The sequence below is a fragment of the Blautia obeum ATCC 29174 genome (assembly GCF_025147765.1).
Lineage (GTDB): Bacteria > Bacillota > Clostridia > Lachnospirales > Lachnospiraceae > Blautia_A > Blautia_A obeum.
The window spans coordinates 2,382,146-2,406,513 of record NZ_CP102265.1 but is presented as its reverse complement, the minus strand read 5'-3'; the positions used below and the strand labels follow the sequence as shown (position 1 = coordinate 2,406,513).

At 39.9% G+C, this 24,368-nt stretch carries 30 protein-coding genes, 1 tRNA gene and 1 riboswitch; of the genes, 23 read left to right on the top strand and 8 right to left on the bottom strand.

Annotation, left to right across the window (positions count from 1 at the left end):
* The first annotated feature begins 49 nt into the window (after positions 1 to 49).
* Positions 50 to 130, top strand: a riboswitch (ZMP/ZTP riboswitch).
* 53 nt (positions 131 to 183) lie between these two features.
* Positions 184 to 897 carry an IMP cyclohydrolase gene (locus NQ503_RS11680; protein WP_044926095.1) on the top strand — a complete coding sequence of 238 codons (714 nt, stop codon included), beginning with the start codon at positions 184 to 186 and terminating at the stop codon, positions 895 to 897.
* A 13-nt stretch (positions 898 to 910) separates the two neighbouring features.
* The gene (locus NQ503_RS11675) at positions 911 to 2,095 is read left to right on the top strand and encodes a phosphoribosylaminoimidazolecarboxamide formyltransferase (protein ID WP_005427280.1); all 1,185 of its coding nucleotides are present in this window, start codon (positions 911 to 913) and stop codon (positions 2,093 to 2,095) included.
* Positions 2,096 to 2,378: 283 nt separating this feature from the next.
* Here NQ503_RS11675 and NQ503_RS11670 read toward each other — a convergent pair.
* Together NQ503_RS11670 and NQ503_RS11665 are read right to left on the bottom strand one after the other, a co-directional pair.
* Positions 2,379 to 2,451 (bottom strand) — tRNA-Gly (locus NQ503_RS11670).
* A gap of 129 nt (positions 2,452 to 2,580) precedes the next feature.
* A complete protein-coding gene (locus NQ503_RS11665; RefSeq protein ID WP_022388932.1) occupies positions 2,581 to 3,090 on the bottom strand; it encodes a lysozyme family protein in 510 nt (169 codons plus the stop codon).
* 365 nt (positions 3,091 to 3,455) lie between these two features.
* Here NQ503_RS11665 and NQ503_RS11660 point away from each other — a divergent pair, with 365 nt between their 5' ends.
* On the top strand, positions 3,456 to 4,526 hold the full coding sequence (locus tag NQ503_RS11660) for a 3D domain-containing protein (protein WP_044926096.1): 1,071 nt from the start codon (positions 3,456 to 3,458) through the stop codon (positions 4,524 to 4,526).
* Between the two features lie 73 nt (positions 4,527 to 4,599).
* Here the strand turns inward: NQ503_RS11660 and NQ503_RS11655 are convergent, their stop codons facing one another.
* Complete coding sequence (locus NQ503_RS11655) at positions 4,600 to 5,784, bottom strand: iron-containing alcohol dehydrogenase (protein ID WP_005427292.1); 1,185 nt, start codon at positions 5,782 to 5,784, stop codon at positions 4,600 to 4,602.
* A gap of 257 nt (positions 5,785 to 6,041) precedes the next feature.
* Between NQ503_RS11655 and NQ503_RS11650 the strand changes: the two genes are divergently transcribed.
* The 5 genes from NQ503_RS11650 to trmL all read left to right on the top strand — a co-directional run bounded on the left by NQ503_RS11650 (position 6,042) and on the right by trmL (position 10,350).
* Entirely contained in the window at positions 6,042 to 6,947 is a 906-nt protein-coding gene (locus tag NQ503_RS11650) for an NAD(P)/FAD-dependent oxidoreductase (RefSeq protein WP_044926097.1), read from the top strand.
* A gap of 72 nt (positions 6,948 to 7,019) precedes the next feature.
* On the top strand, positions 7,020 to 7,322 hold the full coding sequence (trxA, locus tag NQ503_RS11645; protein ID WP_005427296.1) for a thioredoxin: 303 nt from the start codon (positions 7,020 to 7,022) through the stop codon (positions 7,320 to 7,322).
* Between the two features lie 24 nt (positions 7,323 to 7,346).
* Positions 7,347 to 8,993, top strand: a complete 1,647-nt coding sequence (locus NQ503_RS11640; RefSeq protein ID WP_055066565.1) for a B12-binding domain-containing radical SAM protein — start codon at positions 7,347 to 7,349, stop codon at positions 8,991 to 8,993.
* A 255-nt stretch (positions 8,994 to 9,248) separates the two neighbouring features.
* The gene (locus tag NQ503_RS11635; RefSeq protein ID WP_005427307.1) at positions 9,249 to 9,863 is read left to right on the top strand and encodes an AIR synthase-related protein; all 615 of its coding nucleotides are present in this window, start codon (positions 9,249 to 9,251) and stop codon (positions 9,861 to 9,863) included.
* Positions 9,850 to 10,350, top strand: a complete 501-nt coding sequence (gene trmL, locus NQ503_RS11630; protein WP_005427313.1) for a tRNA (uridine(34)/cytosine(34)/5-carboxymethylaminomethyluridine(34)-2'-O)-methyltransferase TrmL — start codon at positions 9,850 to 9,852, stop codon at positions 10,348 to 10,350. Before NQ503_RS11635 ends, trmL begins: the two co-directional genes overlap by 14 nt.
* 40 nt (positions 10,351 to 10,390) lie before the next feature.
* Here trmL and NQ503_RS11625 read toward each other — a convergent pair whose 3' ends face one another.
* From NQ503_RS11625 to NQ503_RS11615, 3 genes are read right to left on the bottom strand one after another with little or no spacing between them, the layout of a single operon-like run.
* Positions 10,391 to 11,800 (bottom strand): sensor histidine kinase, encoded by a 1,410-nt coding sequence (locus NQ503_RS11625; RefSeq protein WP_005427315.1) that lies wholly within the window; start codon positions 11,798 to 11,800, stop codon positions 10,391 to 10,393.
* Positions 11,797 to 12,498 carry a response regulator transcription factor gene (locus NQ503_RS11620; RefSeq protein WP_005427317.1) on the bottom strand — a complete coding sequence of 234 codons (702 nt, stop codon included), beginning with the start codon at positions 12,496 to 12,498 and terminating at the stop codon, positions 11,797 to 11,799. Before NQ503_RS11620 ends, NQ503_RS11625 begins: the two co-directional genes overlap by 4 nt.
* Before the next feature lie 16 nt (positions 12,499 to 12,514).
* Complete coding sequence (locus tag NQ503_RS11615) at positions 12,515 to 14,896, bottom strand: endonuclease MutS2 (protein WP_005427319.1); 2,382 nt, start codon at positions 14,894 to 14,896, stop codon at positions 12,515 to 12,517.
* A gap of 306 nt (positions 14,897 to 15,202) precedes the next feature.
* Between NQ503_RS11615 and NQ503_RS11610 the strand changes: the two genes are divergently transcribed.
* From NQ503_RS11610 to NQ503_RS11580, 7 genes are all read left to right on the top strand, one after another.
* Positions 15,203 to 15,487 (top strand): DUF7724 family protein, encoded by a 285-nt coding sequence (locus NQ503_RS11610; protein WP_005427327.1) that lies wholly within the window; start codon positions 15,203 to 15,205, stop codon positions 15,485 to 15,487.
* Positions 15,477 to 15,698: a DUF7723 family protein gene (locus tag NQ503_RS11605; RefSeq protein WP_005427329.1), complete on the top strand. Its 222-nt coding sequence runs from the start codon at positions 15,477 to 15,479 to the stop codon at positions 15,696 to 15,698. The genes NQ503_RS11610 and NQ503_RS11605 overlap by 11 nt, the downstream gene beginning before the upstream one ends.
* 2 nt (positions 15,699 to 15,700) lie before the next feature.
* Positions 15,701 to 15,982, top strand: coding sequence for a DUF4160 domain-containing protein (locus NQ503_RS11600; protein ID WP_005427331.1), 282 nt, complete (start codon positions 15,701 to 15,703; stop codon positions 15,980 to 15,982).
* Positions 15,969 to 16,349, top strand: coding sequence for a nucleotidyltransferase domain-containing protein (locus tag NQ503_RS11595; protein WP_005427333.1), 381 nt, complete (start codon positions 15,969 to 15,971; stop codon positions 16,347 to 16,349). Before NQ503_RS11600 ends, NQ503_RS11595 begins: the two co-directional genes overlap by 14 nt.
* Positions 16,350 to 16,666: 317 nt before the next feature.
* A complete protein-coding gene (locus NQ503_RS11590; protein ID WP_005427335.1) occupies positions 16,667 to 17,125 on the top strand; it encodes a Panacea domain-containing protein in 459 nt (152 codons plus the stop codon).
* A complete protein-coding gene (locus NQ503_RS11585; protein WP_055066564.1) occupies positions 17,122 to 17,448 on the top strand; it encodes a hypothetical protein in 327 nt (108 codons plus the stop codon). Before NQ503_RS11590 ends, NQ503_RS11585 begins: the two co-directional genes overlap by 4 nt.
* 231 nt (positions 17,449 to 17,679) lie before the next feature.
* Complete coding sequence (locus NQ503_RS11580; RefSeq protein ID WP_005427338.1) at positions 17,680 to 18,159, top strand: hypothetical protein; 480 nt, start codon at positions 17,680 to 17,682, stop codon at positions 18,157 to 18,159.
* Between the two features lie 150 nt (positions 18,160 to 18,309).
* Here the strand turns inward: NQ503_RS11580 and NQ503_RS11575 are convergent, their stop codons facing one another.
* Both NQ503_RS11575 and NQ503_RS11570 read right to left on the bottom strand, forming a co-directional pair.
* Positions 18,310 to 18,951, bottom strand: a complete 642-nt coding sequence (locus NQ503_RS11575; RefSeq protein ID WP_005427339.1) for a hypothetical protein — start codon at positions 18,949 to 18,951, stop codon at positions 18,310 to 18,312.
* Positions 18,952 to 19,078: 127 nt separating this feature from the next.
* Positions 19,079 to 19,459, bottom strand: a complete 381-nt coding sequence (locus tag NQ503_RS11570; RefSeq protein ID WP_005427340.1) for a helix-turn-helix transcriptional regulator — start codon at positions 19,457 to 19,459, stop codon at positions 19,079 to 19,081.
* Between the two features lie 131 nt (positions 19,460 to 19,590).
* On the opposite strand from NQ503_RS11570, the gene NQ503_RS11565 reads away from it, so the two are divergent.
* The 8 genes from NQ503_RS11565 (at position 19,591) to NQ503_RS11530 (ending at position 24,367) form a co-directional block, all read left to right on the top strand.
* Positions 19,591 to 19,782: a helix-turn-helix domain-containing protein gene (locus NQ503_RS11565; protein WP_005427342.1), complete on the top strand. Its 192-nt coding sequence runs from the start codon at positions 19,591 to 19,593 to the stop codon at positions 19,780 to 19,782.
* Between the two features lie 18 nt (positions 19,783 to 19,800).
* Positions 19,801 to 19,995: a DUF6462 family protein gene (locus NQ503_RS11560; RefSeq protein WP_005427344.1), complete on the top strand. Its 195-nt coding sequence runs from the start codon at positions 19,801 to 19,803 to the stop codon at positions 19,993 to 19,995.
* A gap of 13 nt (positions 19,996 to 20,008) precedes the next feature.
* Positions 20,009 to 22,285 carry a phage/plasmid primase, P4 family gene (locus NQ503_RS11555; RefSeq protein ID WP_081017312.1) on the top strand — a complete coding sequence of 759 codons (2,277 nt, stop codon included), beginning with the start codon at positions 20,009 to 20,011 and terminating at the stop codon, positions 22,283 to 22,285.
* 158 nt (positions 22,286 to 22,443) lie between these two features.
* Positions 22,444 to 22,644: a hypothetical protein gene (locus NQ503_RS11550; RefSeq protein ID WP_154648358.1), complete on the top strand. Its 201-nt coding sequence runs from the start codon at positions 22,444 to 22,446 to the stop codon at positions 22,642 to 22,644.
* A 3-nt stretch (positions 22,645 to 22,647) separates the two neighbouring features.
* Positions 22,648 to 22,899 carry a hypothetical protein gene (locus tag NQ503_RS11545; RefSeq protein WP_005427349.1) on the top strand — a complete coding sequence of 84 codons (252 nt, stop codon included), beginning with the start codon at positions 22,648 to 22,650 and terminating at the stop codon, positions 22,897 to 22,899.
* A 222-nt stretch (positions 22,900 to 23,121) separates the two neighbouring features.
* On the top strand, positions 23,122 to 23,385 hold the full coding sequence (locus NQ503_RS11540; RefSeq protein ID WP_154648359.1) for a hypothetical protein: 264 nt from the start codon (positions 23,122 to 23,124) through the stop codon (positions 23,383 to 23,385).
* Complete coding sequence (locus tag NQ503_RS11535; protein WP_005427351.1) at positions 23,385 to 23,798, top strand: hypothetical protein; 414 nt, start codon at positions 23,385 to 23,387, stop codon at positions 23,796 to 23,798. The genes NQ503_RS11540 and NQ503_RS11535 overlap by 1 nt, the downstream gene beginning before the upstream one ends.
* Positions 23,795 to 24,367: a Gp15 family bacteriophage protein gene (locus NQ503_RS11530; RefSeq protein WP_005427352.1), complete on the top strand. Its 573-nt coding sequence runs from the start codon at positions 23,795 to 23,797 to the stop codon at positions 24,365 to 24,367. The genes NQ503_RS11535 and NQ503_RS11530 overlap by 4 nt, the downstream gene beginning before the upstream one ends.
* The last annotated feature ends 1 nt before the right edge of the window (position 24,368 follow it).

Genomic DNA, 24,368 nt, shown 5'->3' with positions numbered 1-24,368 from the left:
TATTTATTTTTGTTCTTGCTAAATGAAATAAGATAGTATATTATGATTACAACGACTGCATGACTGGCGGAAGTAGGATGAACTACAGGGAGTGCAGTAAGTGAACGTGCCGACCGCCTGGGCAGCCTGGAAACAGACTACCCAGGCGGTCGCTTTACTTTATCACACTAAAGGAGAATGATCATGGAAAAAATTTCACTGGAAAATGAACTGAAAAACAATTCTTATCCGGGCAGAGGAATCATTATCGGACGTTCTGCAGACGGAACAAAGGCAGTTACCGCATACTTCATCATGGGAAGAAGTGAGAACAGTAGAAACCGTGTATTTGTTACAGATGGTGAGGGAATTCGTACACAGGCATTTGATCCTTCAAAACTGACAGATCCGAGCCTGATCATTTATGCTCCGGTACGTGTTCTTGGAAATAAGACAATTGTGACAAATGGTGATCAGACAGATACTATTTATGAGGGATTGGATAAACAGCTGACTTTTGAGCAGTCCTTAAGATCACGTGAATTTGAGCCAGATGGTCCGAACTATACACCTCGTATTTCAGGTGTTATGCATATTGAGAACGGAAATTACAGTTATGCAATGTCTATTCTCAAGAGTGACAATGGTAATCCGGATTCCTGCCTGAGATACACCTATGCTTACGAAAAAGCAGTAGCAGGAGAGGGACGTTTCATTCATACTTATAAATGCGATGGTAATCCGTTACCAAGCTTTGAGGGTGAACCAAAGCTGGTCGATATCCCGGATGATATGGATGCATTCACAGAACTTCTCTGGAACAGTTTGAATGCAGATAACAAGGTTTCTTTGTTTGTACGTTATATTGATATTGCAACAGGAACATATAATACAAAAATCGTAAATAAAAATCAGTAAGGAGAGTATAGAGATGAAAGAATTACAGTTAAAATACGGATGTAACCCGAATCAGAAACCTTCCAGAATCTATATGGAAGAGGGACAGGATCTTCCGATCAAAGTACTTTCCGGAAAACCTGGATATATCAATTTTCTTGATGCATTTAATGGATGGCAGCTGGTTCGTGATCTTAAGAAAGCAACAGGACTTCCGGCAGCAACTTCTTTTAAACATGTTTCACCTGCAGGAGCTGCAGTAGGACTTCCTCTTACAGAGACACTGGCAAAGATCTATTGGGTAGATGACATGAACTGGAAAGAATTTTCTCCACTGGCATGCGCATATGCGAGAGCCCGTGGAGCAGACAGAATGTCTTCTTTTGGCGATTTTATTTCTCTTTCAGATGTATGTGACAAAGATACTGCTATGCTGATTAAAAGGGAAGTATCAGATGGTGTGATCGCACCTGGATATACAGAGGAGGCACTGGAGATTCTGAAACAGAAGAAAAAGGGAAATTATAATGTGATTGAAATTGATCCGGATTATGTACCGGCTCCGCTGGAACACAAGCAGGTATTTGGTGTGACATTTGAACAGGGACGCCAGGAACTTGCGATCGATGATGCACTAATTTCCAATATCGTGACAGAAAACAAAGAACTTACCGAAGAAGCAAAGAGAGATCTGAAGGTATCTCTGATCATTCTGAAATATACACAATCCAATTCGGTATGCTTTGTTAAAGATGGTCAGGCCATTGGTGTTGGAGCAGGGCAGCAGTCGCGTGTACATTGTACAAGACTTGCCGGACAGAAAGCAGACAACTGGTTTCTGCGTCAGAGCCCGAAGGTACTGAATCTTCCGTTTAAAGATACGATCAGCCGTGCAGAGAGAGATAATGCAATTGATGTCTACATCGGAGAAGAGTACATGGATGTATTGGCTGACGGTGCTTGGGAAAATGTATTTACAGAGAAACCGGAAGTATTCACAAGAGAAGAGAAGCGAGCATGGCTGGATCAGCTTACAGATGTCACACTTGGTTCGGATGCATTCTTCCCGTTCAGTGACAATATTGAAAGAGCACATAAGAGCGGTGTGAAGTTTATTGCTCAGCCAGGCGGTTCCGTGCGAGACGATGCGGTAATTGAAACCTGTAATAAATATGGAATGGCGATGGCATTTACCGGAATTCGCTTATTCCATCATTGATTATGATGAGTGAATATTAAACATAAAATTAATTTGCAGGAAATGCCGAAAAAGAGAGGAAAAAGCTTCCTCTCTTTTTTTCAGAATATGATATGCTATGTTTAGCAGCAGGAAAAAGGAGGGGAAGAGGAAGAATTTTTTACCTCTGAAGAAACATTACCTGATGCTGGGACAGTCGGAGGGAAATGCTTCGGCTATATTATTGAAAGTCCGAAGCATTTCTTTGTGCTATGAAAAAAAATAGCAACAAAAAACCGGACATAACAGTCCGGAAAATAAAAAGAGCGATAGACGGGGCTCGAACCCGCGGTCTCGACCTTGGCAAGGTCGCGCGTTACCAACTACGCCACTATCGCAAATGTCTTGTGAAGAAGTGCGTTCCTCATCGACAAGACATATAATACCAGATATAATTGTAGTTGTCAAATGTTTTTTCGAAAAAATTTGAAAAATTTATAAAAAACATTTTGTACGAATCAAGTGATTTAGGAATGATAGTAACGAAGTACATGTTCCGGATAATACTGATCTCCATAGTCCCATGGACCGGCCGTGTCGTATAGAGGATCTTCTTTGGAACGCTCGGTTTCTCCGCTTGCTATTTCGGCAAAAGCTTTTGAACTTTCTTCAGACCAGGAGGTGATGCCATTTTTTTCCAGATAGTTAAAATAGACATCTGCTCCAAAATTGTATCCCTGAAGAGCAAGTTTGATGTTGGCAATATCATTCGGTCCTGTAACATCTGCTTTGGTCATAGAATATTTCAGTTCCTGAATTCCGCAGGCAATAGAATAATCTACATCTGTGATGCCGTTTGGAGTCTGAGGATATTGTGTGTTATATGCACCTTCAGAGGATTGCATAACGTCTGTTCCCTGACCGGAGCTTTCCTGCATCATAAGAGCCAGAATAAGATCTACATATGCAGACATATCGTATTTTGCAGCAACTTGTTCTACATCGCTGCGATAAGATTCGCAGGCAGAGTTGATCATATGAGTCTGTCTGGAAGTACGGAGTGGTCGTAAAATAAGAAAGGACAGAGACAGGATTATGATAAGAAACAGTATGAAGCAGAGAAACTGTTTTTGTCGGCGAATCTGATGCCGGCGTTTTATGAGACGCGCTTTTTTGGTAAGGTGCACGCTGTTTGGGTGTTTTTTATGTTTGATCTTTTGTGTCTTCTTCATAGGTATTATTGTAATCGGTAAAGCTGCTTTTGAAAAGAAAGAAATTCTAAGGATTTTCTTAAAATTTCGTGAAAAAACTGTGTAAATTTGAAATCATGCGTTTCATGTGCTAAAATAAGCCAGAGTAAGAGATGGGGAAACGTAAAGTTATAGAGATGAGGTGAAAACCTGTGAAAAAAAAGGTATGTGCAGTTTTACTGGGGACTGCTTTGACATGTCATGTACCGCTGGTGTATGGTGCGGTACAGGATTATCAGGCAGTTACAGAAGCTGATAAGGAAGACAATAAAATTTTTCAGGCATTTTCAACAGAGGATGGAAGCGGCAATTCAGTTAATGTTGCAGCTATACAGGATACCGTGTATGTTGCAGCCAAAAATGCCGGGATCTATTCAAAACCAGGCGAATCCAGCGAAAAAATGGGGGACGTTGCACTGGGTGATACATTGGAGAGAAGTGCAGTCTGTGATAATGGATGGAGCAAAGTATCCTGTGAAGTAAATGAAAGCAAAGTTATTGGATACATTCAGAATCAGATGCTCAGTGATACGGATCAGATTCAGCCTGCAGATAAAGATGTTGAAGTAAAAAGTGATGCTACGGTACTGGATTATCCAAGCCGGAAAGATGGGGAAGAAGTAGGGGAAGTTCTTCAGCTGGATGAAGTGAAACAGACGGGAACAGTTAATGGAGTATGGAGCCGGATTACTTATCAGAATGATGATGGAACAGAGGCAGAAGGTTATATTCCAACAAGCTGTCTGGACCTTCCGGATGCGGTGACAGAAGAAGCAGATACAATTGATAAGGATAAAGATGCGGGAACACTCCATGAAAGCAGTGGAGAGGGCGTATTTGCAGATGCACTGGAGGATGTGGACCCAGGTGTTTCAGTAGAAAACGGAGTTCAGATCGGAACACCGGTTGCGGCATCTTCAGACGCAAATCTGCAGGATCTAGGCGTATTTAAGATTACACATTACTGTCCGTGCAGTATCTGTTGCGGACCATATTCCAATGGAATTACATCGACTGGCGTAACGGCAACTACCAATCATACGATTGCAGTAGATCCATCTGTGATTCCGTATGGAAGCAAAGTAGTGATCAACGGACAGGTTTATGTTGCAGAGGACTGTGGTGGTGCAATCAAGAAAAATCGTATCGATATTTATGTTGCAACGCATGCTGAGGGTGAGACTAAAGGTACATATGATACAGAAGTATATTTGATAAAATAAACAAAAGGCAGGAACCTGAAAATTCAGGATATCCTGCCTTTAATCATCTGGTGATCAGTAAAGGTAAAATCATTTATCTTGCCATGGCGTAAATTTTTTCCATGTCTTTCATGTTTAACTGTTTGAAAACGCCAATGGTACGTGTATCTTCAAAACTGCATTTGAAAGCCAGTTCATGAATCTGTTCGTCGGTCAGATCCAGACCTAGTTCATGAAGGCTGGTCGGCATATGGATTGAACGGAAAAAGTCTTCCATTGCTTCTATACCGGCGAGTGCTGTATTTTCATAATCAGCAAAACATGGAATATCGAAGATGTTGGTGGCAAATTGTGCGAAACGCTCCGGATTAGCATCATAAACATAACGTGCCCAGCTTCCCCAGAGTGCAGCAAGACCAGCACCATGAGTAACATCGTAAAGTCCGCCAAGTTCGTGTTCAAGCTGATGACAGGCCCAGTCACCACCACCAGTTCCACAGCCGGTCAATCCGTTATGAGAAAGACTTCCTGCCCACATGATCTCTGCTCTTGCATTGTAGTTACCAGGTTCGTTCAGCAGGATTCGTGCATTGTAAATAACGGTCTGCATCAGGGATTCACTGATACTGTCAGTGATCTCCATGGTTTCGATGTTGACAAAATAACGTTCCATGGTATGCAGAAGAATATCTACACAGCCACTTTCGGTCTGATATTCCGGCAGAGTATAGGTGAGTCGCGGGTTCATCAGAGTGAATTTCGGGCGACAGAGGTCACTGCGGGTGCTTCCACGTTTTAACCAACCATCTTCATTTGTAATGACACAGGAACCGCTCATTTCGCTTCCGGAAGCGGCAATCGTAGGGATAGCGCCGATTGGAAGACAGGCGTTTGGAATCTCTGTTTTGAGAAAAAAATTCCAGACATCGGTCCATGGATTGGCAACACCATAGCCAATGGCTTTTGCAGAATCAATAACACTTCCACCACCGACAGCCAGAATGAAATCCACAGATTCTTTCTGACAGAGTGAGATACCTTCTCGTACTTTGGAGAGACGTGGGTTTGGGACAACTCCGCCCAAAGTGACAAAGTCGATTCCTGCTTCAGTGAGACAATTACTGATTTCGTGAATCAGACCGGATTTTACAGCACTTTCGCTGCCATAATGAATCAGTACTTTGTGGCAGTTATAATCTTTTAATAATTCACCAATTTTTAGATGTGTATCTTTTCCAAAAATCACCTTTGTAGGTGTGTAATATTCAAAACTTCTCATGATGATTAAACTCCTTGTTTATAATCAAGCATAACATAGTAAAAATATATCATAATTGTAACAAAAATTACAGAAAAAACAGTAAAAAAATTAAGAAAACAGCAAAAACTATGTATCAAAAAAGTTATATAAGACAAATTCTCTTGAGAAAATAACAATAGTCCAGTATAATAGAAAGAGAAAAATGGAAGAATAAAAGCTGAAATTTTCAAAAGAATGGTGTATATTATAAAGCAATGGGAAATTCAGGTGATAAAATGGAAAATATAATTATTATCGGAGCAGGTCCGGCAGGCATATCTGCGGCACTGTATGCTGCCAGAGGTAATTTAACCCCACTGTTGCTCAACAATGGAATCGGAGCACTGGCAAAAGCAGAAAAAATTGAAAATTATTATGGCCTGGAACGACCACTCTCAGGAGAAGAACTTTATGAGAGAGGAGTTGCACAGGCAAAGGCTCTGAGCATTCGCATAATTGATGCACAGGTGCTTGGAATTAATGGATTTGATACATTTACAGTCCAGACGACTGCTGGAAACTTTGATACAGTAAGTGTGATTCTGGCAACAGGCGGAAAGCGGTCTGCACCGAATATTCCGGGAATTCGGGAATTTGAAGGCAAGGGTGTCAGTTACTGTGCGATCTGTGATGCGTTTTTCTACAGAAACCGCGATGTGGCGGTAATTGGAAACAGTGATTTTGCACTTCATGAGGCGGAAGAACTGCGAAATGTAACTTCATCAGTGACAATATATACAAATGGCAGAGAACCGGAGTTTTCAAGAGAACATCCGATTGCAGTGAACACAATGAAAATTCAGGCAATCGAGGGTGGAGATACCGTTTCGGGTATTCGGATGGAACATGATGTTGCTTCAATGGAAAATGAAGACAGGGAATCATTTTATCCGGCAGACGGGGTGTTTGTGGCACTGGGGACTGCCGGCAGTACTGAGATCGCACGACAGATGGGCGCGGAACTGACAGATAAAGGAAATGTCAGAGTCAATTCTGAGATGGAGACAACGATTCCGGGTCTGTTTGCGGCGGGGGACTGTACAGGCGGACTCCTGCAGGTATCCAAGGCAGTCTATGAGGGAAGTATGGCGGGAATCAATGCCGGTAAATATGTTCGTCAGAGAAAAAAGGCAGCAGACTGAAAAATAACAAAATGAATAAAATATCAAAGTAAAAATACTGAATAATAGTATATACAGAAAAGGAGAATTAGTATGGCAAAAACAATTACATCACAAAATTTTGAAGAAGAAGTTTTAAAATCAGAAAAACCAATCCTGCTTGATTTCTGGGCAACCTGGTGCGGACCTTGCATGCGTCAGGGCCCAATCGTGGAAGCACTGGCAGAAGAAGGTTATAATGTAGGCAAAATCGATGTGGACCAGGAAATGGGGCTTGCACAGCAGTTTAAGGTTATGAGCATTCCGACTCTTTTGATCTTTAAAGGCGGACAGGAAGTACATCGTCTGGTTGGACTGACATCCAAAGAAGACCTTAAGAAACTTCTGGATGAATAACAGCAGGAAGGGTTTAGTATATTCATGAAAATCTTACTTGCAGCATGCAATGCAAAATATATTCATTCAAATCTGGCTGTGTATGATTTGAAAGCATATTCATCTGATTATGATGAGCATGTGATCCTTAGGGAGTATACGATCAACCAGCCAAAGGATGAGATACTGAAAGATATTTACAGCAGTGGAGCAGACGTTGTCTGCTTCTCCTGCTATATCTGGAATATTTCTTTTGTACGGGAACTGATTCGTGATCTTGTTAAGATACTTCCAAAAACAGCTTTTTGGGCAGGCGGTCCGGAGGTCTCTTACGATGCTGAAAAATTCCTGACAGAAATGCCGGAGATGACCGGAGTTATGGTAGGAGAAGGCGAAAAAACATTTCATGATCTTCTGGAATTTTACATAGATGGGAAAGACAGCCTTGAAGAAATTTCGGGAATTGCATACAGAACTGGTGATAAGATCATTCATAACGGCTGGCGGGAACTGATGGATTTAAGTGCAATTCCATTTGTTTATGAGCATCTGGAGAAATTTGAGAACAGAATCATTTATTATGAGAGCAGCAGGGGATGCCCGTTTTCCTGTAGCTACTGTTTGTCTTCCATAGATAAGAAACTTCGTTTCCGGGATTTGGAACTGGTCAAAAAAGAATTGCAGTTTTTCCTAGATCACAGAGTTCCACAGGTGAAATTTGTGGACCGTACTTTTAACTGTAAACATGAACATGCTATGACAATCTGGAAATATATTCTGGAACATGATAATGGTGTGACAAACTTTCACTTTGAAATTTCCGCAGATCTCCTTCGAGAGGAAGAGATGGAGCTGATGTCACAGATGCGCCCTGGACTGATTCAGCTGGAAATCGGTGTGCAGTCAACAAATCCGGAGACGATTCGGGCTATTCACCGACATATGGATCTGAAAAAACTGGAACATTGTGTAAACAGAGTTCACAGTTTCCGAAATATTCATCAACACCTGGATCTGATTGCAGGGCTTCCGTATGAGGATTATGATACTTTTCATCAATCATTTAATGATGTATACCAGATGAAACCGGATCAGCTTCAGCTTGGATTCCTGAAAGTTCTGAAAGGTTCGCTGATGCAGAAAGAGGCCGAAGTCTACGGAATCGTTTATAAAGAAAAAGAACCATATGAAGTGCTTTCCACGAACTGGCTTACCTATGGAGAAGTTCTAAAATTAAAAATGGTGGAAAGTATGGTAGAAGTGTATTATAATAGTGGTCAGTTTTGGCATACACTGGAATATTTGGTACCGTTTGAAAAGGATGCTTTTACTTTTTACGAGAAACTGGGTTCTTTTTATGAGAAAAAAGGTTACAGTGAGATCTCGCATTCCAGGATGCGGCGTTATGAGATACTTTTGGAATATCTGCAAGAAGAAACAGATGTTCCGACAGAAGTAGCTGCACAGAAAATGTTGTATGATCTTTACCTGAGAGAAAAACTTAAGAAGCGCCCTGTATTTGCTCCGGATCAGAAACAGTATGAGACAGCAGTATGGAACTACCGGAAGAATAACCAGGTTTCCAAAACAGCACATATTGAAGTGTTTGAGAATGGAACGGTGATTCTGTTTGATTATGAGAAACGTGATCCATTGTCGAATAATGCATATACAGAGGTTGTTCAGTTATAAATGGCTGAGTGGAAAAAGTTGATTATATCAGATGTGAGATGACTCACACCTCTGCAGGTGGCGAGCAATAAAAATGCTGAGGCATTTTTGAAAATAGGAGAGGTGAGGACGAAGATGGGAATGTTTGACCCGAAAAAAAGAAAAATTATTACAGCGGTGATCGCAGTGATACTGGTTCTTGCGATGGTTGTACCAAGTGTTCTTTCTATTTTATTATAAAAGGAGAACTGGAAATTAGAACACTGGAGGAAGAGTATGAAACTAGGACAGCAGGCGTTAGAAGCACTGCAGGCGGAAATTACAGGAAGAATATATCCGGGAGATGACCTGGTGGTGGCAGGAGAGACAGGTATATCAGGTACGTTGGAACTGATCTGCCGGGAGTGGGATAAGCTCAGAACATATTTTTCAGAGAGTTTTCTCCGTATGGGGGTGGAAACACTGAAAAATTGTATGATTTCAGAAGAAGATGTATTTTGGAAAGAAGCTGGGTTTTCTACATTGTATTTTACAGAGAACGGTGGAATTTTAAGTGGTCTGTGGAAAATGGCAGAAGCTTCTGGAGTTGGTATGGATGTAGATCTTCGCAGAATTCCAATCCGGCAGGAGACGATAGAAGTCTGTGAACGGCTGGATGTGGATCCGTATAAACTGGAGGCGAAGGGATCTGTTCTGATTGGCACTGCGCAGGGAGATGCACTGGTGCGGGAATTAGAGGCACATGGAATCCATGCAGCTGTGATTGGATATGCAGACAGTGGAAACGACCGTCTGCTTCACAGTGGAGAAATTACCAGATATCTGGAACGTCCGAGACTCCATTTGACGGAAATTATACCTGGAAAGGACAGAAAAGATGGCAAAGCTTAATATTGTACTGCTGGAACCTGAAATTCCGGCAAATACAGGAAATATAGGAAGAACATGTGTTGCAACAGATACGAAACTACATCTGATCGAGCCTCTGGGATTCAGTCTCAGTGAGAAGGCACTCAAAAGAGCTGGTATGGATTACTGGAAAGATCTGGATGTAACGACATATCTGGACTACGAAGATTTTCTGGAAAAGAATCCAAATGCGAAAATTTATTATGCAACAACGAAGGCGTTGAAGACTTATACAGATGTGCAATACGAGGAAGATTGTTATATTATGTTTGGCAAGGAAAGTGCCGGAATCCCGGAAGAAATCCTGATGGAACATAAAGATAACTGCGTACGGATTCCAATGATCAATGAGATCCGTTCACTGAATCTGAGTAATTCAGTGGCAATCGTGCTTTATGAGGCACTGCGGCAGAATCATTTTGATCATATGCAGCTTCAGGGACAGCTTCATAACCATACGTGGGAATAAGAAATAATATAAACGATAAAAGGCAAAGTGGATGAATTCTCTACTTTGCCTTTTCCAATGTAAAAATAAATTCTGTTCCAACACCCTCTGTACTGATCACATTGATGTGTTGTCCATGTGCATGAAGAATCTCTTTGACGATTGCCAGACCAAGGCCGGTTCCTTTTTGATCCTTGCCTCGGGATCGGTCAATCTTATAAAATCGTTCCCAGATTTTCTGGAGACTTGCCTTTGGAATTCCAATGCCATGATCTTTAACAGAAACAAAGATCTTGCCGTTTTTTTCGGTAGTCTCAAGTGTAATCGTGGAATTGTCCGGGCTGAATTTGATCGCGTTGCTCAAAAGGTTATACAGCACCTGTTGGATCTGTTCCATATCTGCCTGTGCCATCAGTTCCTTTCCGGATAAAATCAGTTCCAGAAGAATATTGCGACTGGTACAGGAGCCTTCAAAGGATGCAGCTGTCGCTTTGATCACACTGTTGATATCAAAGGGCTGGATATGAAGCATACGTTTCTGGATATCCAGTTCATTCAGAGTCAGAAGCCCGCGGGTAAGTTTTTCCAGACGTTCTGCTTCGTATGAAATAATCTTTAAATATTTTTCCTGCATTTCCACTGGAATCGTTCCGTCGATCATCGCTTCCACGTAACCTTTGATCGAAGTAAGTGGTGAACGGAAATCATGTGAAATATTGGAAATAAACTGTCGTTGGTATTCACCGTTACGATTTAGTTTATCAGCCATATAATTCAGATTCTTGGCAAGATATCCCAGCTCATTTTCTGAATCGACAGGAATCTGGTAGGAGAGATTTCCGTTTGCAAATTCTGAAGCTCCCTTTGTGATTTCCTGAAATGGCCTGCGTATACAGCGGATATACAAGAAAAACAGTAAAGCTACACCGAGATAAGTGAGAATATACAAAATCTGAATGATCCAGAGCAGAGTGCTACGGTTCTGATACAAGTCACTCATCAGATAATGAATGGCAACGTATCCCCGCGTTGTCATATTCTCGGTGATTGGTGCAATCGTGCTGAGATGTGTCTCGGGAAAATATCCGTAGAAATCACCAATCTGATAGTAATTGCTGTCCCAGGAGGCTGGGTTGAAGCCTTCTAAGTTAATTGGATTATCCGGTGAGATATCTTTGCGTGTACTGAGGATGATCTGTCCGTTGCTGTTGATGATCCAGATGATCGTATCAGGATAGTTTGCAGCAAGGGAAAGATTGTTCCGAATCTCCTCCATATTAGAAGAAGTGATGTTGTGACTGACCAGATTATTTTCTGCAATGCGGTGAGCTGTCTGGTACATATCTGCACTTATGGATTTTTCCAGGCGATTTTCTAACAGGTGAGAACCGACATATGTTACCAGCAAAAAACCAAGGACACCAAGCAGTATATATGTGGTAAAAAACACTGTTGTCAGTTTCTTTTTCATTTGTTTTTGACCTCAAACTTGTATCCGATACCCCATACAGTAGAGAGGCTCCACTGAGGATGGTCTTTAATTTTTTCGCGCAGTCTTTTAATGTGGACATCTACGGTACGAGTGTCACCGATATATTCATATCCCCATATATGATCCAGTAATTGTTCGCGGGTAAATACCTGGTTTGGAGATGCGGCCAGAAAATAGAGAAGCTCCAGTTCTTTTGGCGGCATATCAATTTGTTTTCCCATATATGTGACAGAGTAATTTGTCAGATTGATTGTCAGATCTGGAAAGCTGACACATTTTTCATCCGGATTGCCAGCAGGCTGACGTACTTTGAATCGACGCAGGACTGCACGCACACGGGCAACCAGTTCTTTGGTATCAAACGGTTTGATAATATAGTCATCTGCCCCCAGTTCAAGACCAAGTACTTTATCGAAGGTTTCGCCTTTGGCAGAAAGCATGATGATCGGCACATCAGATGTGTGACGGATCTCTCGGCAGACCTGATAGCCGTCAATGCCAGGAAGCATCAGATCCAGGAGAATCAGATCTGGCTGAAAAGAAGCAAAGTCTTTCAGAGCCTGTTCACCGTCATTTACAATTCTGGTTTCAAAACATTCTTTTGTAAGATATAAAGAAATCAGTTCAGCAATGTTGTTGTCGTCATCTACGATTAAGATTTTCTGTTTTGTTACCATGGTATTCGCCTTTCACTTATTTTTTGAATTCTACAATTGTTACACCTGCATCACCCTCGCCGAATTCGCCGAGACGATAAGAGGCTACATGTTTCTGGCGCTTCAGGTAATTGTGAACGCCTTTGCGTAGTGCACCGGTTCCCTTGCCGTGAACGATTCGTACAGTTTTTAGATGCGCAATATAAGCATCATCCAGGTATTTGTCCAGTTCTGCAACTGCTTCATCGACTGTTTTTCCAAGAAGATTAATTTCCGTAGAGACACTGGCTGATTTGGACATACGGATTTTTCCGGCCCCGGTCTTGGAAAGAGACGGAGTGGTGATCACTGGTTCATCAATCAGCTCCAGATCAGAAATATGGACTTTGGAACGAATGATTCCCATCTGAACAAACAGATAACCTTTAGAATCCGGGCGGGTACTTACTGTACCTTTGAGATTCATGCTGAGAACACGGACAGTATCGCCCAGGTGGATATCTTTTGCTGTGAGCACTTTCTTTGGTTTCTTTTTGGGGGTTGGCTGAGCCATTTTCTGTTCTGCTTTGTTGAGACGTTGGCGAAGCTGCTGACGTTCACGTTCAACAGCAGCGGTGTCTACATATTCATTATGGAATTTATGGAAAAGCTTCATGGTCTGGTCAGCGTAATCCTTAGCATCCTGAAGAACTTTATGTGCCTCTTCGTTTGCCTGACGGATGATACGCTCTTTCTGAACATCCAGTTTTTCCTGTTTGTTTTCCAGCTGTTTCTTAAGCGTTTCAATTTCCAATTTGTACTGTGCAATCTCTGTGCGCTCGTTCTCAATTGTGATACGACTTTCTTCCAGCGAGGTCAGTACGTCTTCAAAAGATTCATCTTGTTCATTGATCTGTTCGCGTGCCTTTTCAATGATGGATTCAGGGATTCCGAGTTTGGAAGAAATTGCAAATGCATTACTTTTTCCAGGAATACCGATCAGTAGGCGATAAGTCGGACTCAATGTTTCTACATTAAATTCGCAGCAGGCATTTTCGATACCGGAAGCGGAAAGGGCAAAAACTTTCAGTTCACTGTAATGAGTAGTTGCCATGGTGCGGATTCCGCGTTCATGCAGATAAGAGAGAATCGAGATGGCCAGTGCAGCACCCTCCGTCGGGTCAGTTCCGGAGCAGAGTTCGTCAAACAGAACCAGGGAATGACGGTCTGCTTTTCCAAGAAAAGAGACGATATTTGTCATGTGGGAAGAAAAGGTACTTAATGACTGTTCAATACTCTGCTCATCACCGATGTCAGCATAAACTTCGTGGAAGAGAGCAAGTTCACTGCGGTCCAGAGTTGGAATGTGAAGACCGGATTGTCCCATGAGAGTGAGCAGACCGACTGTCTTCAGGGAAACAGTCTTGCCGCCGGTGTTTGGACCGGTGATAACAAGCAGATCAAATTCATCACCCAGACGGATATCGATTGGAACGACTTTCTTCTTGTTAATCAGGGGATGACGTGCTTTTTTGAGGTTGATGCGTCCTTCATCATTAAAGACAGGTTCGCTTGCATTCATTTCCATCGCAAGCGTTGCTCTTGCAAAAATAAAGTCCAACTGAACCATCAGTTCAAGATTGAGTGAAATTGCTTCCTGTTCAGTAGCAATCTGTTGGCTGAGATCAGCCAGAATCACTTCGATTTCTTTCTGCTCCTGAAGTTCCAGTTCGCGCATGTCATTGTTTAACTTGACTACGGACATTGGTTCGATAAAAAGTGTAGAGCCGGTAGAAGACTGATCGTGGATCATACCGGGAACCTGCCCTTTGTATTCGGCTTTGACAGGAATGCAATATCTGCCATTTCGCATAGTGATGACAGAGTCCTGTAGATAGGTGCGGGCACTGCCGTTTACCAGCCCTGCAAGCTGTGTATGGATACGATCGTTGGTGATCTTCATGTTTCTGCGGATCTGGCGGAGAGCAGGGCTTGCATCATCGCTGATTTCCTCCTCGGAGAGAATGCATCTGCGGATTTCTGTGGACAAAGGTGTGAGTGGAGAAAGTCCATCAAACATGCTGTCCAGAGAGTCACCAGGAAGATCGTTACGTTCTTTACGAGAGTAAGTTTTGACTCTGGAAGTGTTTTCAAGAAGTCCGCAGACTGCCAGAATTTCCTGAATACTAAGAGCACTGCCGATTTCCAGACGTTTCAGAGAACCACGGATATCTTTGACATTTCCAAAAGAAATGGATCCTTTTTGGAATAGTCTTGTCAAAGCATCTTTTGTCTGTACCTGCATCAGGCGGATCGTTTCCAGATCTGTAGATGGTTCCAGGTTTTTACAGAGCTGTTTTCCCATATAAGAAGACGCTTTTTCTGTAAGTTTTTCTATGATTTTTGGATATTCCAATGCATTTAATGCTTTTTGATTCATAATAACTCCTTGTTGCTTAAATTGGTTTAGTTCACCAGTCTCTATTCTACATGATTTTGACAGGAATGAAAAGAAAAATGTGAAATTTTGTTCATAAAAACTTCATAAAATCCGGGTATGATTTCCCCTAAGTATTGTATTTACAGGGCTTGCGGGAATAGGCAGTGAGCGGGGAATGAGGGTTTTGTGACATTGTTGTGACAAATGCCGGAGAAAATGCAAATTTATAGTGTCAGAAACCAGTAGAAAAGATATGACGGTTCGGTTATAATAAAGAAAAAGTATTGAGCGAAAGGTGTGGAGCAGATGAAAAAGACAGCAGATAACTGTGCCATATTAAAAAGCGACAGCCAGTATACGATATTCATTTTTAAAGACCAGGTTATCCGCTTTGCGACATCATCAAAACTGGAAAGATATACAGAAGTAAAAGAATGGGATAAAGGATATCTGGTTGTAATGGCGAAGTATAAGAACCTGAATGAGATGGAAGAGTATATTGATCTGATTCCGATTCTTCAGAACTTATATTATGATGTAGATGAATTCCTTGCACCAATAAAGGAGGTCCGGATTGATTATGCAGCTTGATATAAAAGATGTAGCAGATGCAGCAGACATGATTATTAATGGATATGCATATACGCAGGAGGGAAAATATATTCGGATACTTAATCTGAATAGACCAAACCATGCAGCAGTTATATACGATGATAAGATTGTGGAAACCAATATGGATGATATCGAAAATCAGATAGTCTTGGATTACTATTTGAACAATAAGCAGTTTATGGAGGACTAGCCATGCCGAAATACTATGAATTCAAAGTGTGCGGTTATTATCTGTATTATACTGCAAGCTGTGTGATCGAGGCCATGCATGTTCATGCCAGCGACAGAAAACTGACAGAAGCAGGATCAGCGAAGTTTTTTGTCAAAAATGATGGTGATACAACTTTGGAGAAACAAGGAAGTCTGACTGATCGTGAAGTAAGAAAAATCAGAGCGTTCATTAAGGAACATTATAAAGAAATGTATCTGAAATGGGTTGAGCTTGCTGACACAGGATTTTATGGCGAAAAATAAAAAAGATATCGAAGAAAAGAACAGCGTGCCGGTAACGATAAAAATGCTGTTAGATCAGTATACTGAAATATTACGGAAGATATATGGAAGTCATTTAAAGACAGTAATTTTATATGGATCCTATGCAAGAGGAGATTATAAGGCAGATTCTGATATCGATATAATGATTCTCCTGGACTTGTCAGACATAGATATTAAACAGTATCGTCATGAGCTGTCAGAAGAAACTTTTGACTTCAACATGGACCATGACCTTGACATTAAACCGATAGCAAAAAGCCAGCAGCACTTCCAGAATTGGGTTGATGTATACCCGTTTTATGCGAATGTGAAAAGAGAAGGGGTAAAATTATTTGATGCAGTTTAATGCAAAATTATTAAAAATTGGAAAGTAGGTATGCTGTCTTCTTATAGAAATAAATATGTTATGGTTGCCATTAGCAAAAAAATGGCTAGTCTCATGTGGACGAAAAAAGAAAGACCTTTGGTTGCTTGAATACAGGGGCTTTTCTTATATTTAGGAAATGTAGATATGCAAAGATATAGATAAGACCTTTATTGAAACAAGAATGATGTATTTAAAATTAAAAAGAACAAATGTTCGACAACGAGATTGACATTTTATATAATGGATGGTATATTATAAATATAGATAAAGATTGATAAAAGATAGGAGGCGATGATATGGTAACCGCATTAAATGTTGCAAACAATGTATTGGAGCGGGGATTTTCAGAAGATATTGATATTACTCCTATGAAATTACAAAAGCTTGTCTATTTAATTTACAAGAAATATTATCAGGATACAGATAAAATATTGTTTCAGGATAGATTTGAAGTGTGGAAATATGGCCCGGTAGTAAGGAGCATATATGATGAATTTAAGGAATTTGGCGGAAATGCTATAAAACGCTATTCTAAAGAAAAGAATGGGTCTGTTTTGATTGTAAATGAAAAAAAAGCAGCTGATTTCAGAGAGTGCATTAACGCGATATGGGATAAATATAAATTATATGATGGGATTCCATTATCGGCGATGACACATAAAAAGGGAACTGCTTGGTATAAAGCAGCAAAAAGACAAGAGCCTTATTTATCAATTGCGGATATTAAAGAGGAAGAGGTGTTTGTTTCGGCGTGAATACAGATGAGGATTTTTTATATGGAAAACCAACCGAAGAAATAGATGAACCTTTAGATGATTCCCCGGAAATAGATGAAGACCTAAAAGCGAAAAGACTGGCTGAGAAAGATAAGGATAGAAAAGAAAAAAGATACTTTTCGGCTTTTAAACTTATTGTTGGTTGTTTAGTTTTTTTGGGAATAATTTTTATAATAGATACAGTTGCTACAATTCTTTTTGGAAAGACAAGTGAGACGACCAATTCTATTATTGAAGTAATTAAGACTTTACTATTTACGTTAAGTGGATATTTATTTGCAAGAAAAGAAAATGGCGACTAGGGAGGTAGCTTTATTGTCTTTATTTAAATAGCTGGTTGCCACTTTCGATACAATAAGAGCTTTATGAGGGATGCTATAATGTCTTAAAATGGGCTGGAGCTGTAACAGGTTCCGGCTCTTTTTGCATGAAAGCGCGGCTTTGATGTGTCGAAAAATGTCGAATTATAATCTATTGTGTTATAGCAGAATTGGAAGTATGATGGAAGAAAATGTATACGGGAGGAATGAAAAATGAATGACATAGATAAAAAGAAAAGTATGGAAGGTGGAATGGAAATATTTGCAAGAGCATCAAATTATTTAGGTGATATTGCTAAAAGTGCTTTGGCAAATGACGGTTCAAAGGAAGAATGTGCAATGATTATACCATCTATTGTATTGAAAGGCCTTGCTTGTGAAATTGGACTAAAAACGTTGTTAAAAATTGAAGGAAAAAATATTGAACGAGAACATAAATTGAAAACTTTATACCAACAATTAGAAGAAGGTCATCGTTGTGAGATCTCTCAGGTTTTATTAGTTAGCATGACGAAAGTGGATGAAGATTATAATGAAGAAAAGTTAAATGAGGATTTAAATGAAATAAATAAGGCCTTTATAGATTGGCGTTATTTTTATGAGAAATCACAACATGTAGGGGTTACGTTTCTGGAGGAATTCTATAAGTCTATTCAAATGATTGTGTATAGTGCAATGCAGGAAAATGAATAATCAAAGCTTATTTTGATGTATCATGCAATACAAAACAAAATATCAAACATACAACAAAGCACTCAATGCCTTATGACATGATGCCTCTTAAGTAGACAAGGTAAATAACCGGATCTACTTAAGGGGAAGCAGGAGGTATTGGGTGCTTTTTTATTTTTCTTTCTTATAAATGGCTTTTATGCAGGAGATTAGGCCTTCACTTGCAGTAAAAAGAGCTAATCGGAAATCTTTTAATGCTTTAGTCCGCTCATGATCTGAAAGAGCTGGTTCTTCATATCGATGACGCTTAACACAGTAATCTGCAATTGGAAGTAAAACTTCATGCGAGAACCAGATATCTTCCTCCAACAAATCATTGATAGCACGCGTACAATTGCGCGCCCATGAATAATCTTGCCCTTTAAGGGAACCAATATGATGCCATTTTTCCAATATTTTAATTGCAGTAGAATTTAGACCAGTTACAGAGGCTATATCTGTCTCAATGTGACTGGGGTAATCAATATATCCAAATAGATAATCTGCACTACATTTAAAGTAATCGCAATAGGCCTTTAACCATTTACCTTCTATGCTGGTAGCAAAATCAGTTTTTCTGTGATTTTCAATTCGGCTTCGAGCACTTTCACAACTCTTTTTAAAATCACTGTTAACGTAAAAAGGGAGACATCCCTTTGATAACATATTTCTTGCAAGTTCAGCATTAGCTCCTTTTTTAGTGATTTCTATTCCCGATGCTTGCATGAGATATTCTAATCTCTGACCAAACGTGTTTTTAAAACCGTTACTCATACAAAACTCCTTTAAACGTGTATTGTTTAGGACTTATAAAACTGCAAAAGATAATGTACGATAATACCAGACGAAGATAATGGTTATAACACAAAACTAATATAGACAAATTTTCTACGATTTGTGACTATTTAAGATTTCGTTGCGATTTTAGAAAGGAGGCATAGTCTTGTATACTTTGAAGTTCCTGCATAGAGTATTCTTTTGAAGTAAAAATAATGGATGATATATCATCATTAGTTTTCCGTGAAGTTGCAAACTTTTCAGCAGCGTTAACAATATTGGTGATGTTAATTTCCTCTTTGTATGGGCTAAATATTTCAGATATTGGCATTTTAAAATAATCTGATATTTTTTGGGCTGCTTTAACAGAAGGGGTACGTTGACCATTCTCCCAATAGTTAATGGATGCTTGCGATACACCTAATTTTTGAGCTAACTGTTTTTGAGATAAATGAGCGTTTTGACGGAGTTGAGCTAATTTATTTGGATGTTTACAATATAACATTTTGTTCACCACCTTTTGATAGTACTATATCACATCAAAATGTGTTTGACAATCACTTTTGTTATTGACATTAAAACACATTAGTGATATTGTGTAAACACAATAGTGATTAAAGAAAGCGAGGTAGTTAAATGACGATTAATAAGATGAAATTCGAAATTGCTATGGCGAGAGAAGCAGTGACAAAGACGGAAATTTCAAAGAGGGCAGGAGTAAGTAGGGGAAGATTGAATGTGATTCTGAACAGCAAGAATGTGACTCCGATTGTAGCAGGACGTATTGCTACAGCTTTAAACACAGATATAACTGAAATTATTGATTGAACGGAAGGAGAATAATTTATGAATCCATTAAAATCTAATAATCCTCAGGGGAAATTTTTTACTTATCAGCAAATGGCAGAAGATAGTAATCTTGGGATCAATACAGTTATGCGGCTGGCAAAAGAGTCGAATTCAATAATCCGAATCGGGCGGACTGTGAGAGTAAATCCAGAGAAATTTTATAAGTACATTATCGCAGAGTATTCTGAATAAGGTGGTGGAATATTTGGCGGCAGAAGCGAAAAACATGAAGGAATGGGCATTGCATTATGCAGAAATGGGACTGGCAGTTTTCCCACTGGTTTGCAGAGATAAAGTGCCTGCAGTTGTAGGTGGTTGCAAAGTGGCGACAACAGAGAGAACAACGATAGAACGATGGTGGGACAAAAACCCCCAGTATAATATCGGCATCGCAACTGGGAACAAATCAAGCGGTTTAGTCGTAATTGATTTGGATGTTGACAAAAATAAAGGGATTGACGGGTATGATGTATTAAGAGATTGGCAAAATAAGCATGGGAAACTTCCAGAAACTTGGCAGAGCATAACGGGTAGAGGTGGCTACCATTATTTTTATAAAGACGCTATTGTACATTCTAATAGAGTAGGGCTTTACGAGGGGGTTGATATTAGGGGTGAAGGGGGATATATTGTAGCACCACCTAGTGTACACCCTAATGGCAATATTTATGAATGGGAACAAGGACCGGAAGAATATGAAATAGCGCAGGTAGATAATATAGTTAATGATTTTTTAAAAGGTGAAAAACAGAGAAGAGATTCTGAGCATAAAACAAACTTTAAAGTGCCAGAGCTAATTCCAGAGGGAAAAAGGGTAGATACTATAGTTAGACTAATTGCGAGTTTACGTACTAAAGGGCTTGATGATGATGCGATTAAGGCAGCAGTTAGAGTAGAGAATGAAAAACGTTGTAACCCTCCTTTAAAAGAGAAAGAACTTGAAAAAGCTGTTTTTCCGGCGCTTAAAAGAGATTGGCAAGTTAACAGTCATTACTATAATAACTTCAATGCCATGAATGAGAATGACAATAAGTATGTGAACGAAGTTTTGAAGAAATTAAACGAACTTAATGCAGTAGAGCGATTTCCAATGAACGACAGGGGGAGCGCCGATTTGTTCGCAACTGTGTTTATGGATGTTAGTCGTTATAATCCAACCAAAAAAGATTGGATGTATTATGACGGTACACGTTGGGTAGCCGATCAGGAAGGTATGAGAGCTAAAAGAAATGCTAAAACACTTGCAGACGCACTTGTACGTTATTCTGTTACGGTATCTTTGCCAGACGATAAGAGACAGTCCTATATCAAGTATGCCGCCGGAATGATGAATTATAGAAGTAGAAATGTAATGGTTACAGATGCAAAAGATTTGAATTTCTTTGATAACACGGAACTTGATAAAGATGATTTTCTTCTTAATTGCAAAAATTGCGTCCTCGATCTATCAGGAGATCAGCCAAAAGAGTTAGAGCATAAAGCGGATTTACTCTTATCGAAGATATGCAATGCAAATTACAATCCTGCTGCCACTTGTACGTTATGGGAAAAGACCGTTAATGAGATTATGCAGGGTGATAGCTCAAAAATCGAGTATCTTCAAAAAATGTCCGGCAGATTCTTGACAGGTGATACAAGCGAGGAAGAATTTTACATATTTTTTGGAGCTACTACACGAAATGGTAAAAGTACAATCACAGAATTATTGCTATATCTTCTTGGTGATTACGCAACTACCATTTCCCCGGAATCATTGGCGATCAAGGTAAATAAGGATAGCAGAACAGCTTCGCCAGATATCGCAAAACTGGCAGGAACAAGGTTTGTGGTAGCATCTGAACCACCACGGCGAATGCTATTTGATTCTTCGCTAGTGAAAACACTGACCGGTCGGGATACCGTATCTGCAAGGTTTTTACATGAGAACGAATTTCAATTTAAACCCAAATTTAAATTGATTTTGAACAGCAATTATTTACCAGTTATCAGTGATAAAACAGTATTTAGCAGTAATCGTGTTAAGGTTGTTCCATTTGAACGCCATTTCACAGAGAAAGAGCAAAACAAACATTTAAAGGAACAGTTACAGCAGGAGATAGATGGTATTTTGAACTGGTGCATACAGGGACTTTCATTATACCGTAAAGAGGGACTAGAGCCGCCTACAGCTGTGCAGATTGCTACGCATGAGTATAGCGAGGACTCAGACAAGATTGGAAAATTCATTTCAGAGTGTCTTGAAAAATCAGATCAGAATTTAGCGGCCAAGGATGTTTATGAGAAATACTCCCAGTGGTGCAATGACTGTGGACTGGGAGTTGACGGACGAACATCTTTTTACGAAGAATTAAAAACAAAGAATCTATTGAGTAAAACAGGAACCGTTACAGGAAAAACTGTTAAGAATGTTATTAAAGGTTATTCATTTGTAGATGAAACTTTTCATCCTGTTGATGGGAATTTTGATACACCATTTTCTTAATTTTATTAAAATGTGCAGTTTGTGCATTTAGTATGTGAAGGTAAAAAAAAATACTCTTATATATATTTACATTCTATTTGCACATTTTGCACATTTAGGATTTTAAATCTTTTGTAATGGATTTTATAGGCGGCTTACCGCCGGAAAGGACAATAATTATGAAAATCATGACACAGGATAAAACACGAATTTTAAATTTCAAAATGACGTATATCAGTTATGTAAGTAAGAACCGTATTTGTGAGGGTGAATTTGGTATTGCGGAATATGCAAGTCCAGAACGAGCAAAAGAAGTGTTGAATGATATGTTTCAAAAGTATGCAGCAGGAGAAAAAGCGTATATCATGCCGGAGGAGTAACCAGTGAACGATAAAGAAGAATTAAAGCATATATATGACATCTTCACGTGTTGCTGGAGGTTATACAAAAGGCTGTATCCTCCGGGCAGACCTGAAGATGGTACATACTGGCAGGGAATGATGAAAGAATTAGAAGTGTTACGGAAGAATTATCATCATTCTCGGTTGTGTGAGGACCTTCTTTGTGCTGTTGTCAGGGATTTAGAAACGAAATCCAAAAGAAGTAATCCTGCTGCCAGTATGAAAGAGCAATGAGGGCGGTCACCCTTGTGATGTATCATATCATGCCAGACTTAATGGTGCAAGATGGGGCAAACATGTACCACAACTGTGGTCAGGTTTGATGGTAAAATATATGTAACAGGTAATATTTCATTGTTTCGGAGGTGGTTTTTGTGGTAGTTATTGCACTTTTGTTATTTGTGATTGTATGTGAGCTGGCGGCTATTTATGACAGGCAGAACGGAGGAAAATGATATGGGAAGAAAGAAACAGATTTCAGATCAGAAACGCTTGCACATGGAAAGAATGCGATTGCAGAAGGGCGTGTTTAGCTCTCTGTCTAATGCGATTGGGAACATTGGAGAACTTTATGCGGATTTCGTGCAGAGCGATGAGGTACGTAATTCCATGAAAGCTACAGCGGATAAAGCAATTGAATGCATGGATAATATCAAAGAACTTAACGAGCTGGAAGAACAGCTGAAAGCAGAAGAACAGGAAAGCGAGGGTGAGGATTAATGGAAAAAGTAGTGGTTCAGACCGGTGCGAAGACATACCAGATTACTGATCAAGACGGAAATGATCTGGGCGTGTTCAGATTTATTCCGTCAGATGCCGGGATTTTAAAGAGATACAAAGAGGCAGCAGCTTTCTTTACTGGAATTAACGAAAGGATTAAGGACAAAGATTTTGAGGAAATTCTTCCAGATCTGGAAAAGGAAGCCGGGGAGAAGATTGACCTGTTGTTTGGTGCTCCTGTATCAGAGAGCTTCTTCAAGATTACCAGTCCGTTTACCATTCTCGACAGCGGAGAAATGTTCGCAGAACAGATTATTACTGTTATCGGTGGAATCATCGAAAAAGAACTGGATGCCAGAGAAAAGGCGCAGCAGGAGCGGATGAAAAAGTACACTGAAAAATATACTGGATGAGAGCTTATGAACTGCCCACCTCATTAAATATTAATGGGGTGGCTTACACTATCAGAACAGATTTTAGAGCAATTATTGACATTCTTATTGCTATGAATGATCCAGATTTAGATCAACAGGCAAAAACATTTATTATGTTACAGATCTTGTATGAAGAGTGGCAGAATATTCCTTTTGAAGATCTGACAGAAGCATGTCAGAAAGCCTGTGAATTTATTGACTGTGGACAGACTGATGATGCCCCGAACAGACCAAAGCCCCGTTTAATGGACTGGGAACAGGACGGAGATATGATTGTACCGGCTGTAAACAAGGTTGCCGGAAAAGAAATCAGAGCCGTTCCATACATGCACTGGTGGACGTTTTTCGGATATTTCATGGAATCCGGTGAATGCCTGTTCAATACAGTTGTTGGAATCCGGTCAAAAAAGGCAAAGGGCGAAAAGCTCGACAAATGGGAAAAGAAATTTTATCAAGAAAACAAGAATATTATTGACATAAAAACACGTCTCAGCGAAGAAGAGCAAGCGTACAAGGACACGCTGAATGAGATGCTTAACCTCAAATAGT